General features: G+C 61.9%; 8 protein-coding genes and 1 tRNA gene. 5 read left to right on the top strand and 4 right to left on the bottom strand.

Annotation, left to right across the window (positions count from 1 at the left end):
* Positions 1–212 precede the first annotated feature (212 nt).
* Entirely contained in the window at positions 213–1,433 is a 1,221-nt protein-coding gene (kch, locus tag ACP_RS11490; protein WP_015897499.1) for a voltage-gated potassium channel protein, read from the top strand.
* 146 nt (positions 1,434–1,579) lie between these two features.
* A tRNA-Ser gene (locus tag ACP_RS11485) sits at positions 1,580–1,669 on the top strand.
* 136 nt (positions 1,670–1,805) lie between these two features.
* On the opposite strand, the gene ACP_RS11480 is transcribed toward ACP_RS11485, so the two are convergent.
* Complete coding sequence (locus ACP_RS11480; RefSeq protein ID WP_015897498.1) at positions 1,806–4,490, bottom strand: glycoside hydrolase family 3 C-terminal domain-containing protein; 2,685 nt, start codon at positions 4,488–4,490, stop codon at positions 1,806–1,808.
* Between the two features lie 323 nt (positions 4,491–4,813).
* Between ACP_RS11480 and ACP_RS11470 the strand changes: the two genes are divergently transcribed.
* Complete coding sequence (locus tag ACP_RS11470; RefSeq protein WP_015897497.1) at positions 4,814–5,242, top strand: MarR family winged helix-turn-helix transcriptional regulator; 429 nt, start codon at positions 4,814–4,816, stop codon at positions 5,240–5,242.
* Positions 5,239–6,657 carry a chloride channel protein gene (locus ACP_RS11465; protein WP_015897496.1) on the top strand — a complete coding sequence of 473 codons (1,419 nt, stop codon included), beginning with the start codon at positions 5,239–5,241 and terminating at the stop codon, positions 6,655–6,657. The genes ACP_RS11470 and ACP_RS11465 overlap by 4 nt, the downstream gene beginning before the upstream one ends.
* On the opposite strand, the gene ACP_RS11460 is transcribed toward ACP_RS11465, so the two are convergent.
* A complete protein-coding gene (locus ACP_RS11460; RefSeq protein WP_015897495.1) occupies positions 6,654–9,200 on the bottom strand; it encodes a glycoside hydrolase family 31 protein in 2,547 nt (848 codons plus the stop codon). The genes ACP_RS11465 and ACP_RS11460 overlap by 4 nt on opposite strands.
* Before the next feature lie 129 nt (positions 9,201–9,329).
* Between ACP_RS11460 and ACP_RS11455 the strand changes: the two genes are divergently transcribed.
* Positions 9,330–12,290, top strand: a complete 2,961-nt coding sequence (locus ACP_RS11455; RefSeq protein ID WP_015897494.1) for a TonB-dependent receptor — start codon at positions 9,330–9,332, stop codon at positions 12,288–12,290.
* 230 nt (positions 12,291–12,520) lie between these two features.
* Here the strand turns inward: ACP_RS11455 and clpB are convergent, their stop codons facing one another.
* Both clpB and ACP_RS11445 read right to left on the bottom strand, forming a co-directional pair.
* The gene (gene clpB / locus ACP_RS11450; protein ID WP_015897493.1) at positions 12,521–15,145 is read right to left on the bottom strand and encodes an ATP-dependent chaperone ClpB; all 2,625 of its coding nucleotides are present in this window, start codon (positions 15,143–15,145) and stop codon (positions 12,521–12,523) included.
* Between the two features lie 195 nt (positions 15,146–15,340).
* A complete protein-coding gene (locus ACP_RS11445) occupies positions 15,341–15,823 on the bottom strand; it encodes an Hsp20/alpha crystallin family protein (protein ID WP_015897492.1) in 483 nt (160 codons plus the stop codon).
* Positions 15,824–15,929 lie beyond the last annotated feature (106 nt).

Below are 15,929 nucleotides of genomic sequence, written 5' to 3'. Positions count from 1 at the left end.
AATCCATGCGTCGGCGCGCGCCCGGCAGCGGACATGGCAACGCATGGTAATTCGATTTACTATCGCCTGCCAAGGTATCCCTTTCCTCATAAGACCGTCAAACCAGAGGGCTTTTCGCCGAAAATCCGCGGCTCGCAACAGCTTCTGCCCAGAGCCCGCGCATCGAACTCCACAGAACCATTCCACTGGGCACGTTTACACTGGGCACGTTCATGATTCCCTCTCTGCTACAGCGCGTGCGCGCCCGCTTCCAGCGACTGCATTACTTTTCCCGGGCGCAATACTGGTTTCCGCATGTGCCGCTGTTTCTTCTGCTGGCGCTCGGTGGCTGGTGGATTCTGGACTCGAAGTTCGGCAGCACCTGGCGCTACTACTTCAACCAGTTGATGCAGGGCCAGTTCAACATGAACCCCCACCTGCTGCCCTCGCTGCTCATCGGCGGCGGCATGGTCGCCATGGGCATCGCCCTGCTCTGGCGCTCGCGCCTGGCCTGGACCATGGCCACGCTCCTCGCCGCGCTCGGCCTCGTCAATACGCTGCTCACGGGACGCGTACAGGTCGAGGTCATGCTGGCTTACTTCGCCTTCACGCTGATCGTGCTGCTGCTCACCTGGCGCAGCTTTGACCGGTCCAGCGTCGCAGCCAGCACACTGTTTGCCATCACCTCGGTGGTGATGTTGCTGCTCTATGCCACCTTTGGCTCCTATTACCTGGGCACGCAGTTCAAGCCTCACATCGCCGACCTGCCCACGGCCCTCTACTACTCCATGGTCACCATGAGCACGGTCGGCTACGGCGACATTGTGCCGCGCACCATGGAAGCCCGCATGTTCACCATCTCCATCATGATGCTGGGCGTCGCGGTCTTTGCAACATCCTTGACTGCCGTCATCGCTCCGCTGGTAGGCCAGAGCCTGCAGCGGATCATCAATCGCAAAGGTCCTCGCATGAAACGCGAAAATCACTTCGTCGTCATCGGCAACACGCCGCTGGCTGTGAATACGTGGCGTGAACTCGCCCGCCGCGGCCGCCCCGTCACCCGCATCGTCCGCGAAACCCCCGAAGAGGGCCAGAAACCAGACGTAGATATGGTGGTGGGCGACCCCAGCATGGTAGACGTGCTACGTGAGGCCGGCGCCCACAAGGCCGAGGCCGTGCTGGCCATGCTGGTGGACGACTCGGAAAATGCCTTCACCATCCTCGCCGTCAAGGAGTTGAACGGCTCAGCCCGCACCGTGGCGGCCGTGAATGATGCCCGCCATCTCAGCCGCGTCAAGCTGGTGCAGCCCGATGTGGTCATCGCTCCGCAGGTGCTCGGCGGCGAACTGACCGCCATGCTGCTCTCCGGCGAGCAGGTCACCCCGGACTTCGTCATGCAGCGCGTCTTCCAGCAGGCAAACCACAGCACCGCCCCCGAGAAGAAGGAACCCTAAAACCTCCCCGCCCGCTGCACCGGACCCCCGCTGCACCTGACCCCGCTGCACCGGAAAGGTGCGGCGGAGTACCGGCCTACCCACGCCTTTCTACGGCATCGCCGGCCGCCATCGTACAATAAAGAAGCGCAACAGCCGCCACTCGCGGAGGGATGTGTGAGTGGTTGAAACAGGCGGTCTTGAAAACCGCTTTAGCCGTGAGGCTAACGGGGGTTCGAATCCCTCTCCCTCCGCCATCTCTCTTCTCCCCCAGCACGTTCGCAAACCCTCCCCCAAAAAGAAGGGCGCACAGCTCTCGCCATGCGCCCCTCTATGCCTGCTGCAGATTCGTTCACCTGACGGCAGATGCTCTCCGCCGTCAGGCTCCTGGGGTTATTCGGCCAGGCCGATCTGCCCGTGGATGTGGAAGTGTCCCGTCACAACCGGGGCCACCGTATCCGGCTGGCCGCCGCCGATGCTCAGCGTGTAATCGCCCTGGGCGACGATGATCTGGCCCAGTGCGGTCACCATGCTCAGGTCGCGCTTCTTCAGCTCAAAGTGCACCTGCTGGCTCTGGCCCGGCTCCAGGTGAATGCGCTGGAAGCCGCGCAGCGCGATATCCGGCGCACCATCCACCTTCGGGAACTTCAGATAGAGCTGCACCACTTCATCCCCGGCCACCTTGCCCGTGTTGGTCACGGTCGCGCTGGCCTCTACCGGCTGCCCCGCATCCACCGTCGCATGAGGAATGCTCAGGTCAGAGTACCGGAACGTCGTGTAGCTCAAACCATAGCCAAACGGATAAAGCGGCTTGCCCTTGAAGTAGCGGTAGGTCCGGTTCTCCATGGAATAGTCTTCAAAGTTCGGCAACTGGTTCACGCTCTTGTAGAAGGTCACCGGCAAACGGCCCGCCGGATCATTCTTGCCGCTCAGCGTGTCCGCAATCGCCGCGCCGCCTTCTTCACCCGAGTACCAGGCTTCCAGCACCGCGTTGGCATGCTGGCTGATCCAGTTCACGGCCAGCGCGCTGCCGTTCATCAGCACCACCACGACCGGCTTGCCGGTCTTGGCTACGGCCTCCACCAGCGCTTCTTCCGGCTCAGGCATCTGCAGGTTGGTGCGGTCGCCGCCCAAAAAGCCCGGCTGATCCACCGGCATCTCTTCGCCTTCCAGCTTGCTCGTGATGCCCACCACGGCAATGACTACATCGGCCTTCTTCGCCGCTGCCACAGCCGCCGGCGAGGGAGTGTTATCCACCGGCGCCCACAGCAGTTGCGCCTCAGGATTGTCATTGCCCTGCGCACCGAACATCACCTTGATCGGCACCTTCTGCCCCTTGTGCAGCAGCACGCGGCCCAGCGTCGTGGTCGCGTTCTTTGAGCCGTACTGGCGCGCCACATCGCGGCCATTAACCGAGACGCGAGCAAAGCCGTTCGCACGAATACCGACGAGGTAGTAGCCATCCTGCTCAGGAGTCAGGAAACCCGACCACTGCACGCCCACCGACTTTTTGCCCGCAGCCGCGGCCGGCAGATTGCTCTTCTTCAGGTCGATGTTGGCATCCACGCGCGTCATGATCGGCTTCGGCTTCGCGCCCGGGCCCATCTGAATGCCCTGCCAGTCGTCATACTCGGCCTTGAGGCCGGGCTTGCCGTCAGGCGTGGTCAGTGCGCTGTCCGGCACCGGATTCGCCGTGTCGCTCAGGAACTGCGTTCCCGGCACATACGTGATCTTCGTGTTCGGGTACTCCGCACGCAGCCCTTCAAGAAACGAAACCGTGTGCGTCGGAACGCCGTTGTAGTTGCCCAGCAGCACCGCCGTCTGGTCGGCCAGCGGACCCACCACGGCAATGCTGTGGACGCTGCCCGGCTTGAGCGGCAGCGTGCCGTCATTCTTCAAAAGCACCATCGACTCATCGGCCAGCTTGCGCGCATAGGCGCGATGCGCCGGGCTATTGAGTTCGCTGTGCGGCGTGTCCGCATACGGGTCCATGCCCTTCGGATCAAACAGCCCCAGCTTGATGCGCGCCGTGAAGAGCCGTACCAGCGCCGTATCCATCGCCTGCTGGCTCAGGTAGCCCTGTTGCACTGCGTCAATGTATGCCTTGTAGTCGTCGTCGCCCTTCGGCTGGGCAAAGTCGGCGCAGTCATTGTCCATGCCGCGCTCCATGGAGATAGCCGCGGCCTGCGCCAGCGTCGGACGGTATTTATGGCCGCTGTAAATGTCATGCACTGCGTCGCAGTCTGACACCACATAGCCCTTGAAGCCCCACGCACCGCGCAACTGATGCTGCAGCGTGAACTGATTCGCACAGGCCGGCTGGCCATTGATCGCGTTGTAGGAGCACATCACCGAGTCCGCATGGCCCTGCATGATGGCCGCGCGAAAGGCCGGCTCATACGTATCAAGCTGATCGTGCAGGCTCACATCCACATCGGCAAAGTGGCGCGTCGGCTCCGGGCCGCTGTGAACGTCAAAGTGCTTCGGCGTCGCAATCACCCGATAGTACTTCGGATTGTCGCCCTGCATGCCCGAGACAAAGGCCACACCCATCTTGCCGGTCAGGAACGGATCTTCGCCGTAAGTCTCCTGCCCGCGGCCCCAGCGGGGATCGCGGAAGATGTTCAGATTCGGCGCCCAGAAATCGAGACCGTGAAAGATCTTCGACGATCCATCCTTCTCGTTCTCCTCATAGACCACGCGGCCTTCCGTGCCAATGTCCACGGCCATCTCGTGAATCGCCGGCACGTCAAAGGTTGCGCCCAGACCGATCGGCTCCGGGAACTCGGTCGTCCCGTTCACCGCCACGCCGTGTAGCGCTTCGCTCCACCAGTTGTAAGCTGGCACCTTCAGTCTCGGAATCGCGCGCGCCGCATTTACAAGCTGCGAAGCCTTCTCCTTGAGCGTCATGCGGCTCACCAGATCGCGGGCACGCACCACCGGGGGCAGCGACGGATTCAGATAAGCCGGAGTGGATGGCGATTGCGTCTGCGACTGTGCGAACGCACTCGGCAGCATCAGCAGCATACCGGCGCAAAGCGCCAGTCCAGCCGCTACATGCAATTTGTGTTGCCTCATGGTCTTTCTCCTTTACCAGTGCTCCTGCAAGCACTGCAACATGGGTGGGTCGGCCGTCCTGGCCGCGCGAGCCTGCTCAAAAACCGGCCTCACCGCCCGCGCTTTCAAGCAGAACAACGTTGTCATGAAAAATCGCTTTTCTAAGCTCGAACATAGTACCCGAGAAAATGTTTTCCGCGCCAGAGAAGAATTCACTGGAACGAAAATCACAATTTCCGGCCAACTTGACCCGTTTCCCATGAAGATGAGGGAATCGCGCCGCTCCAGAGCTCGTTAGCCTGCCGCATTTATATCGCTATACGATATAAATAAAAACAGAGAACATGAGCCCGGAAGACAATCAACTCGAACTCCTCGCAACGCTCCGTGATCTGGCAGCCTTTCGATACTCGCTCCGCAAATTCCTGCGCTTCAGTGAGCAGGCCGCCCGCGCCGCCGGCATCACGCCGCAGCAGCATCAGTTGATGCTGGGCATTGCCGGCTTCAGCCAGACGGGAACAGCCAATATCTCAGAACTGGCTGAATTCCTGCAGGAGAAGCATCACTCCGTAATCGGCCTCGTCGAGCGCGCGGAGCAAGGCGGCCTCGTCGAGCGGCAACCCGACCCGGACGATGGCCGCGCCGTGCGCGTCTCTCTGACTCCCCGCGGAAGAAAAATCCTGGCCGGGCTCACGCAACTCCACAAGGAAGAAGTTAGCCGCGTGCGCTCCGGCATGTTGAGAATGCAGAACGCAGACAAGGTGCAGCGTTGAAAGACCATACAGATACCTCGCGCACACCGGCATCGCCGCACGCAACCATGGCGCGGCCCTACCGGCTGCTGCATCATCCGCTGCTGGAGAAATATCTTCCCCTTGTGCATCAGGACCTCAAGGAAATCTATTCGCGCGATCTCATCAAGTGGCTCATCGCCGCGCCCCTCGTCGGAGTCATCACCGGCCTGCTCATCACCTTGATCGCGGTCGTCATCCTCAAGGGAATCTGGCCCCCCGTGCTCGGCCTCTATCTGCACCACCCCTGGACAATCCTTCCCGGCCTCCTGCTCTGCGGCCTGCTCACCGGACTCATCATGCAGTGGTTCACGCCAAACCCCGATGAGCATTCCACTGAGGAAGTGATTCGCTCCTACCACGAGCACTCGGGCCGCATGAATCTGCGCTCCTTCGTCCCCAAGCTCATCGCGGCCATCACCACCGTAGGCCTCGGTGGCAGCGCGGCGCTTGAGGGCCCCAGCATCTACGGCGGCGGCGCGGTGGGTTCTCTGTTGTGGACCAGACTGCAAAAGCGCCTGCGCCTCACCGGGACTGACCGGCGCATCCTGCTCATCTGTGGCGCGGCCGCCGGCATGTCTGCCGTCTTCCGTGCGCCGCTCACCGGCATCGTCTTCGCATTGGAGATGCCCTACAAGGACGACCTCGCCCATGAAGCGCTGGTGCCCTCGCTCATTGCCTCGGTGGTTTCCTATGCCACGCTGGCCTCCATTCTGGGCAGCCAGCCGCTCTTCGGCTTTCATAGCGCCGTCACCTGGCGGGACGCAGACCTCGCATGGTGCGCGCTGCTGGGGCTTCTGGTCGGCCTGGTGGCCACGGCCTTCGTCACCACATTTCGCCGGGCGCGCCGTTGGTTTGTGCAATGGCGCAGGCCTCACTGGATCAAGCTCACGCTCGGCAGCTTTGCCACCGGCCTTTGTGGCTTCGCTTTCCTCGCGCTCTATCGCGGCCCATTGGTGCCGCTGGGCGCAAATTACGAAGCGGTGGGCATCCTGCTCCACCAGCACCACTCGTCACTTGAACTGCTGGTCTTCAGCGTGCTCAAGCTCGCAGCCACACTCTTTACGCTCGCCGCTGGCGGAGTCAGCGCCATGTTCGTCCCGCTGTTCCTCACCGGCGGCGCGCTGGGAACCGCCTTCGCGCAATCCGTCGCGCACAGCTCCGCACCAGAGTTGTACGCGGCCGTGGGCATGGCATCCTTCATCGCTGCCGGATACAAGACTCCGCTCGCAGCCGTCGTCTTTGTAGCCGAAGCCACTGGCGCGCACGCCTTCCTCATTCCCGCCCTCATCGGCGCGGCCGTCGCCTATGTCGTCTCCGGCGACGCCTCGGCCTCGGGCGATCAGCGCCTGCACGACCGCATCATCGTCACCGAAAGCGCCGCACCTCAGAGTTAGTTCCGCAGCGTCAGCGTCCCGCCGTTCTTGTTCTGCGGAATCACCACCTGCACCGCATGCTGCGCCGCGTCGTATTGCACCCCTTGCACCGCGTTGCCGTCCAGCAGCGCCGTCGCATGCTCCGCTGGCTGTGGCCAGCCATACACCAGCACGCGAACCTGCTTCCACCATGCGGGATACGTCCCCTTCTGCGCACCGATGTGCAGCGTCAACTCGTGCGGCGAAGACGCGCAGGTGTAATCCACACGCAGAAAATCGCCATGCTTGTAATCAAAGCTGATCCCGTCGTCATCGTAGAGCGTCCCGTGGCAATCCGGTCCCGGATACACCCTCAACTCCAGCGGCCCCTGCGGCGTCTGTTCCGTGCTCTCAACCAGCGGCTGCATCGGGATCACCGAACCGCCCTTCGCATACACCGGCAGCACCGCCAGCGTGGGATGAACCGTAACCGTCGCGAGCTTTGCCTCATTGCCGGCTCCGGCCTGCGCTGCACCCGCATCCGGCGTCACCTTCTCGCCAGTCCAGAAGTCATACCAGGGCGCCGGCGGCAGCGTCACCGTGTAATCCTGCACCTCATCGGGATAGCGTGGCGGAGCCACCAGCAGGTCCGGACCAAACAAGAACTCGCCCGGCGCATCCAGATCGAGCGGGTCTCCGTCCGAAGCAGCTTTCGGAAAATCCAGGAACAGCGGCCGCATCACCGGAATCCCCGTCTCGGAGGCATGCTGCACCGTCGTGTAGAAATAGGGCAGCAGCCGATAGCGCGTGTCGATGTATTTCCGGCGAATCGCCTCCTGCGCGGGCCCTCCGGCCCACGGCTCCTGCGGATGCGTGCCCTTGTCCGTGTGATCGCGGAAGATCGGATTGAACGCGCCCACCTCAAACCACTTCGTCAACAGGTCCATCGAGGGCGATCCCAGAAATCCCCCAATGTCGTCGCCCGTCATCGTGAACCCGCTCAGGCCCATGTTCTCGAGCATCGGAGTGCTCAACGCAAGCTGCGCCCAGGTCGCCGAATTATCTCCCGTCCACGTCGCGGCATAGCGCTGGCCGCCCGCAAAGGTGGCACGCGTCAACACAAAGGCGCGCTGATTCGGCTTCAACGCCAGCAGCCCGTCATAGGTCGCGCGGGAATTCTCAAGCCCCATGATGTTGTGCATCTCGCGCTGCGTGATCGCGCGCGTCTTGAAGCCCGGCTCTTTCACCTGACCCACCACATCGAGAGGCGCGGTCTTCGTGGCCGTGTTGAAGACAGACGGCTCATTCATGTCATTCCAGAAGCCGCCCACCCCGTAGGAGTAAAACTGCTTGTAGAGCCCGCCCCACCACTTCCGCGTCGCCTGCTGCGTGAAATCAGGAAACACCGCCGCCCCCGGCCACACATCCCCCACAAACAGCGACCCATCAGGATTGTGCAGAAAGTGATCGCCCGCTTCCCCTGTCTGGAACGGCGCATAGCTCTTGTCCTTCGGCAGATAAGCAATGTGCAGGTCAGTGATCATCACCAAATGAAAATCCTGCTTCGCCAACTCCTTTACCAGCGCCGGAAAATCCGGAAACTTCTTCTCGTCAATCGTGAAGGGCCGGTAGTGAACCTGGTAATCGATGTCCATGTAGATGGCATCGGCAGGAATCTTGTCCTGCCGCAGATGATCGGCAATCGCCCGCACCTTGGCTGCTGTGCCATAGCTGAAGCGCGACTGCTGATAGCCGAGCGTCCACTTGGGCGGCAGCGGCATCGTGCCGGTCAGCCACGCATAATCGCGCTCCACCTTCTTCGGCGTGGGGCCATAAAAGAAGTAATAGTCCAGCGGGCCGCCTTCTGATCCAAACGAATACTCATCCCGCCGCTCTTTGCCAAAATCAAACGTCGTCCGCCACGTATTGTCCAGATACAGCCCATAAGCCTTGCCCGCGCGAAAGGCCATGAAGTAAGGAATGTCCTTATAGATCGGATCCGTGCCCCGCTGCCAGTACGGGTGATCCGTATTCCACATCGTGAACTGCCAGCCGCGCCGGTCAAGCGGGGCCGTCTTATCACCCAGTCCGAAGTAGTGCTCGTTCCGCGGCATCACCTTCCACACCTCAAAGCCGGTGTCGCCTTCCTTGTCGCTCTTGTAGAACTCCACAGGCGAGGCATCCCTCATCAGCACATGGCCCTGCGCATCGAGCACGGTGGTCAGCATCGTGCTTCGCGCAATGCGTACTTCCAGGTCAGGAGTATCAAAGCCCACGGCATCCGCGCTCGAATACGGCGTCACCTTCACCCGCGCCTCGCGCGCCGCCGGCAGCACAGCCCACGAACCGCCATCCGGCAGCTTCGCCGTGCTCGACATCGTAAAGCGCAGCACATCGCCGCGCAGTGCCAGCACCCGCAGCACGCCCGGGCCGCTCTGCACCTCAATGCCATCGGGCAAAGGCCGCACATGGCCCACATGCGTCAGCGCCACCACTTGCGCCTGCGCGATGGCGGCCGCGCCAAACCCTGCTGCAACACAAAGACAGCCAAAACAACGAAACACGAGCGCACGCCAAACAGACACTGCGGAACCTCCGGGGATGAGCGAACCCTCTATCGTAAATCCCTGTCTTTCCTCAGCGGCCCACGAGCTTCCCGGTATTCCACCTAAATTCGTAGAAAGTCGTATAGCCATGCGGAGTTCGCCCGCAAAATGGCTACTGCGCACATTAATCTTCTTTATATGTTTCGTGCGTTTTGTGGACTTCTTCTCTGCCTCTCACTCGCAGCCGCTGCCGCTGCGCAGACCCCTGACACTGCGACCCTTCGAGTCCACGTCCTTGACCCCGACGGCCGCGCCATCGCGCATGCACTCGTCACGCTGAGCAATCCGCAATCCGCCCTCACGCGCCACACGCTCACCGGCCCCGGCGGCACTGCTACGTTTGGCAGCCTGCCCATCGCCGGCAGCTATACCCTCACCGCAAACTCTCAGGGATTCGCTCCCGCACACATCCATGCCCTGCAACTCGAAGCGGGAGTGACCGCGCAAATCTACGCACGTCTCTCGCTTCCCGGCAGCTCTGCCCGCGTGGTCGTCACCGGCGAAGCAGGCGCACTGCGCACCGACGAGCCCCAGATGGGCGAGGTCCTCACCGCGCGCCAGATACGCAACCTGCCGCTCTTCAACAGCCGCATCACCTACCTGCCGCTGCTCAACGCCGCCAACCGCCCCGCCATCAACCAGGGCGACATCTTCATGAATCAGGATCTCTTCACCACCAACGGTGCGGGCCGCCGCCAGACCTGGTTCGAGGTCGATGGTGCAAACGCCAATGACAGTTGGGGCCGGCAGACAATCTTCAGCGATATTCCTCTCAACGCGGTCAGCGAAATGACCGTGCTTGAAAACTCCTTCTCCGCCGAATACGGAGCCAGCGCCGGCAGCGTCGTGAATATTGTCACCAAAAGCGGCACAAATCAATTCCACGGCTCTGCCTTCGGCATGTGGAGGCCATCTTCCACTGAGGCCAAACTCTCCGGCTTCAACAGCACCAACGCGGCCAGCGGCAACGATCTCACCAATGACACCCTGGGCCAGGCCGCCGCTTCACTCTCCGGCCCGCTCGGTCACCGCACGCAGTTCTTCGTCTCTGGCGAATACAGCTCTGAAAACAAGGCCTCGCCCGTCACCTCGCCCATCGCGCCCGGCAATTTCATCGGCAAATATCGCGGAGGCCTTGCCTACCTGCGCATCGATCACGAGTTCAGCGCAAAGCACCGCGTCTTTCTGCGCGAGAGCGACGACCTTTTTTACGACACCAACCCCACTGGAATCGTCGGCGGCAACACGCTGCCCTCCGTCGCGCGCACCTTCCGCCGCCGCACCTACACCACAGAGATTGGCGACACCTACATCCTCAGCCCCACGCTGCTCAACGACCTCCGCGCACAGTTCCAGCTTGCCTCGCCCATCACCGAGTTTGACCCCGCCGTCTACGGCACCGAATACTCCGTGCCCATCTCCACCGGCGGAACCTTCACCTCGGGCACCTCGCAGCAGGCGCTGCTCATGAACCACCAGTACTCCGCCGACGATGTGCTCTCCGCCGATTGGGGACGCCATCAGGTCCGCTTCGGCGCGAGCCTCGTCGCGGCTCACACCGGCGGCGACAGCAAAGAGTTCGGCGGCCCCATCTACGACGGAGAATTCGTCTACAACACCTGCACGCAGTCGCTCTCCTACTGCGAAAGCCCGGCCTATCTCGGCAACATCGCCAACGTGCAGACCTACACCCAGAGCTACGGCAACGCCAATTACACGGTCAACGACTTTCTCTGGGCGCTCTTCGCGCAGGACGACTATCAGGCCAGCAACAACCTCACCCTCAACCTCGGCCTGCGCTATGAACAGCAGACCTTCACCGATGCCCGCAACGATTTCGCCCCGCGCATTGGCTTTGACTACGACCTCGGCGGACGCGGCCAGACCGTAGTGCGCGGCGGCTTCGGCATCTACTACTCGCAAATCGTCGACAACTCTCAGGCAAACTACGCACTCACCGGACCCACCGGCGTCTTCAACTACACCGCCGCGCCGGGCCAGATCGGCTTTCCCACCAGCGTCGCCGCCGCGCCGCTCCCGGCCTTTCCTGCCGGAGCGCAGGTGCCGCTGCTCAGTCTTTACATCCGTCCCGGCCGCGCCGCTTACTACAACCAGTTCTTCCCCGTCTCCACGCTCAAGGGCTATCCCGGCGTGCTCCTCAACCCCTACACCGAGCAGTGGACGCTCGGCCTGCAACGCGCATTGCCCGGGCACTGGACCCTCAGCCTCGACTACGTGGGCTCGCACACCCTCCACAACGTGCGCCCGCTCGACCTCGACTCGCCCGCGCCCTTCATTCGCACCGCGCAAGGCCAGTCCCGCAGCGCGCAGGCGGCCAACTGCACCCGCCCCTACTGGGTCTACTGGTACAACGAGCACGGCATGACCTGCAGCCCCACTCATGCCAGCAATCCTGAGCCGCCCTACTCCGTCATTCAGAGCGACGTGAACGATGGCTACGCTAACTACAACGCGCTTGACATCAATCTCAACCATCACTTCGCCAACGGTTCCTGGCTGCTCGCCAGCTACGCGTGGTCGCACGCGCTCGACAACGTAGACCCTGACATTCCCAGCCAGAATCCCAACGACCCCAACTTCACCGGCACCGCGGAATACGGCAACGCCATCTTTGACCAGCGCAATCGCTTCGTCCTCAGCGGCGTCTATGACGCGCCCTTCCGCATCCAGCTCGGCGGCATCGCCACGCTGGCGTCGGGCCTGCCCTACAACATCGTCACCGGCACCACCAACAGCGGCGACAACCGCGCCACCACCGACCGTCCCGTAATCGATGGCCACGTCATCGGCCGCAACACCGGCCGCGGAGAAGCCATCTACGACGTCTCACCCTTCGTCGAGCGCGACTTTCCCATCCCCGGCACCCGCGCCCATCTGGCTCTGCGCGCCGAAGCGCTCAACGCCACCAACCATGCCAACTTTGTCGGCTACAGCGGAACCTACGGCAACGGCAACGCACCCGGCCAGGGATTCGGACAACCCCTCCCCGGCGTGAGCAATCAGCTTCCCGCCCGCGAACTGCAATTCTCCTCGCGCTTCACCTTTTAGCACTCTCACAGATACAAAAGCCCCGCATCTATCCGGAATGCGGGGCTTTTTCATAGAAAAAATGTGTCATTCCAGCCGAAGCTATCGGGCATTCCATACTTCAGGGGGTGCCCCAGGTCCGTGTTTTCGGACCTGGGATTCAGTACTCTCGGAGAATCAGAGTGCCCATCGACAGGTCTTCGTAGATGAGGTGGGAAGCGAAGGGTGGAAAGGATGGACCAAGTCTCCCTTCACTTCACCGCCTCTCTTCCCGTCACCTCAAAGCTCAACTGGTTCTTGAGCGGATCAGCATCAATCCGCACATGATCCCCATGCAGCACCTCTCCATCCAGAATCCGCATCGCCAGCGGATCTTGAATCAACCGCTGCATGGCACGCTTCAACGGACGCGCACCGTACGCGCGATCATATCCACTCAGGAAGAGCTGATGCCGCGCCGCATCCGTCAGCTCAATCGTGATGTGACGCTCCTTCAGCAACTGCTCCAGATCCTTGAGCCGCAGATCCACAATATGCACCAGTTGCGCTTCGCCCAGCGGACGGAAGATCACAATGTCATCCACGCGGTTCAAAAACTCCGGCCTAAAGCTCTGCCGCAGCACCTCCATCACCTGCTCGCGCGCCTGCTCAAAGGCCGCTTCATCCTGCAACGCCTCGGCATGCAGCGCCTGCGCGCCCAGGTTTGAGGTCATGATGAGCACCGTGTTCTTGAAGTCCACCGTGCGCCCCTTCGAGTCCGTCAGCCGCCCGTCGTCCAGCACCTGCAGCAGCACGTTGAACACATCCGGATGCGCCTTCTCGATCTCGTCAAACAGCACCACCGAGTAAGGCCGCCGCCGCACGGCCTCCGTCAACTGGCCGCCCTCGTCATAGCCCACATAGCCCGGAGGCGCGCCAATCAAACGCGCCACCGCATGCTTCTCCATGTACTCGCTCATGTCGATGCGAATCATCGCCTGCTCGTCATCAAACAGGAACTCGGCCAGCGCCCGCGCCGTCTCCGTCTTGCCGACGCCCGTGGGTCCCAGGAAAATAAACGAGCCAATCGGCCGCTTCGGGTCGCTCAGCCCCGCGCGCGAACGACGGATCGCATTCGCCACCGTGCTCAGCGCCTCATCCTGCCCCACGACCCGGTCGCGCAGCCGCTCCTCCATCTGCACCAGCTTCTGCACTTCGCCCTCAAGCATCTTGGCCACGGGAATCCCGGTCCACTTGCTCACCACGCGCGCAATGTCTTCCTCATCCACTTCTTCTTTCAGCATGCGCTGCGCATTCTCCGCGCCCTCCTGCTGCGCGTTCAGCTTCTGCACCTCGGCCTCCAGCCGCGGCAACTCGCCGTACTGAATCTGCGCGGCGCGCTCCAGGTTTCCGCGCCGCGTCTGCTCATCGGCCTCAAAGCGCAGCGCCTCCACACGGTTCTTCAGCTCGCTCAGTTGCGTGATTGCCTCGCGCTCCTTCTGCCAGCGCGCCCGCAGCCCGGTCGCCTGCTCCTTCAATGCGGCCAATTCGCGCTCCACCACTTCCAGCCGGTCTTTGGAATTCTGGTCCGTCTCGCGCTTCAACGCCGTCCGCTCAATCTCAAGCGACGTCGCCTCGCGCTCCAGTTGATCTATCTCCGTGGGCACCGATCCTATCTGAATCGCCAGCGAAGCCGCCGCCTCGTCCACCAGGTCAATCGCCTTGTCCGGCAAAAACCGGTCCGAGATATAGCGATGCGACAATGTCGCGGCCGACACAATCGCCGCATCCTTGATGCGCACCTTGTGATGCGCCTCATAGCGCTCCTTCAGCCCGCGCAAAATCGCAATCGTGTCCTCGACATTCGGCTCGCCCACAAACACAATCTGAAAGCGCCGCTCCAGCGCCGCGTCCTTCTCAATGTATTTGCGATACTCGTTCAGCGTCGTCGCGCCAATCGCGCGCAGCTCGCCGCGCGCCAGCGCCGGCTTCAGCATGTTCGACGCATCAATCGCGCCCTCTGCCGCGCCCGCGCCCACCAGCGTGTGCAGCTCGTCGATGAACAGAATGATCTGCCCATTCGACTCCTCAATCTCTTTCAGCACAGCCTTCAGGCGGTCTTCAAACTCGCCGCGAAACTTCGCCCCGGCCAGCATCGAGCCAAGGTCAAGCGAAATCACTCGCTTCTCGCGCAAAATCTCCGGCACGTCGCCATGCACAATGCGCCGCGCCAGCCCCTCCACAATCGCCGTCTTGCCCACGCCCGGCTCGCCAATCAGCACCGGATTGTTCTTCGTCCGCCGCGACAGCACCTGCACCACGCGGCGAATCTCCTCGTCGCGCCCAATCACCGGGTCCAGCTTGCCGCGCCGCGCCAGTTCCGTCAGGTCCTTCGCATACTTCTCCAGCGCCTGAAATTTGCCTTCCGGATTCTGGTCCGTCACCCGCTGCGAACCGCGCACGCTGCTCAGGCTCTTTAATATCGCGTCATACGTCGCGCCCACCGAGGCCAGCAGCAACTGCGCGCCATCGTTCTTTTGCGCGGCCATCGCCAATAAAAGATGTTCCGTCGAGACGTAATCGTCCTTGAAGTTCTCCGCTTCCTTGAAGGCCTGGTCAAACACCTTGTTCAGCGTCGCCGCAATCCCAGGCTGCGCCGAGGCTCCGCTCACCTTCGGCAGCTTCGCAATCGCTTCCTCCACCTTGGTGCGCAACTGCGCCGTGGGCACGCCCACCTTCTCGAGCACCGGCACCACGATGCTCTCCTGATCGGCCAGCAGTGCGGCCAGCAAGTGCAGCGTCAGCAGCTCAGGATTCCCATGCTCGCTCGCAATCCCACTCGCCGCCTGCACCGCCTCCTGCGACTTCACCGTAAATTTGTCCCAACGAATCGCCATATTTCACCTCAGTTGCCAGTTATCGGTCCCCAATTTTCAGTGCCAGCCTTCAGTGCCCAGTCTCCAGCTTTCCGTCCTCAGCTCGCAGCCCCGCAGCTCTTAGTCTGAGCTCATTCCAGACCGGCTAGCAAAAGCGGGATGGCCAACCGGGCCATCCCGCACTGTGGACTGGTCACTGAGAACTGACAACTGTCTTTACGCCGCCGGCTTGTTCTCCACCGTCTTCACTGGACCTGCGCCCACCTGCACCTTGATCTGCTTCGGCTTGGTCTCCTCGCGCTTCGCCAGCTCAATCCGCAACACGCCCGCATCATAGCCCGCCTTCACCTGCTCGGTGTTAACGGTGTTCGGCACCGCAAACGACCGGAAGAACGTACCATAACGCCGCTCAATGCGATGGAAGTTCTCTTCCTTCTCTTCTTTCTCAAACTTCCGCTCGCCGCGAATCGTCAGCGTGTTGTTTTCCAGTTGAATGTCGAAGTCCTCCTGCTTCATGCCCGGCACTTCGAGCTTCAGCACAATCCTGTGCTCGTCTTCATAGATATCGACCGGCGGAACGAACGACGCCGTCGAAACCAGATCATCCCCGCCCGTGCGGGCATAGTCCTGGAAGAGCGAGTTCATGCGGTTCTGCAGAGCGAGCACATCCCGAAACGGGTCCCAACGAGTGATTGCCATGATGTACCTCCGTACGATTCCTTTGAAAAGTTTTGGCCTGAGGGCCGAAGGAGCGTTTGCCCGGCTCGACTTCGGCACTCAGTACATCTGACGCAGACTATAGCAC

It is taken from the genome of Acidobacterium capsulatum ATCC 51196, assembly GCF_000022565.1.
GTDB classification, from domain to species: Bacteria; Acidobacteriota; Terriglobia; order Terriglobales; family Acidobacteriaceae; genus Acidobacterium; species Acidobacterium capsulatum.
The sequence above is the reverse complement of the archived record's forward strand: the minus strand, read 5'-3'. Positions and strand labels throughout refer to the sequence as shown.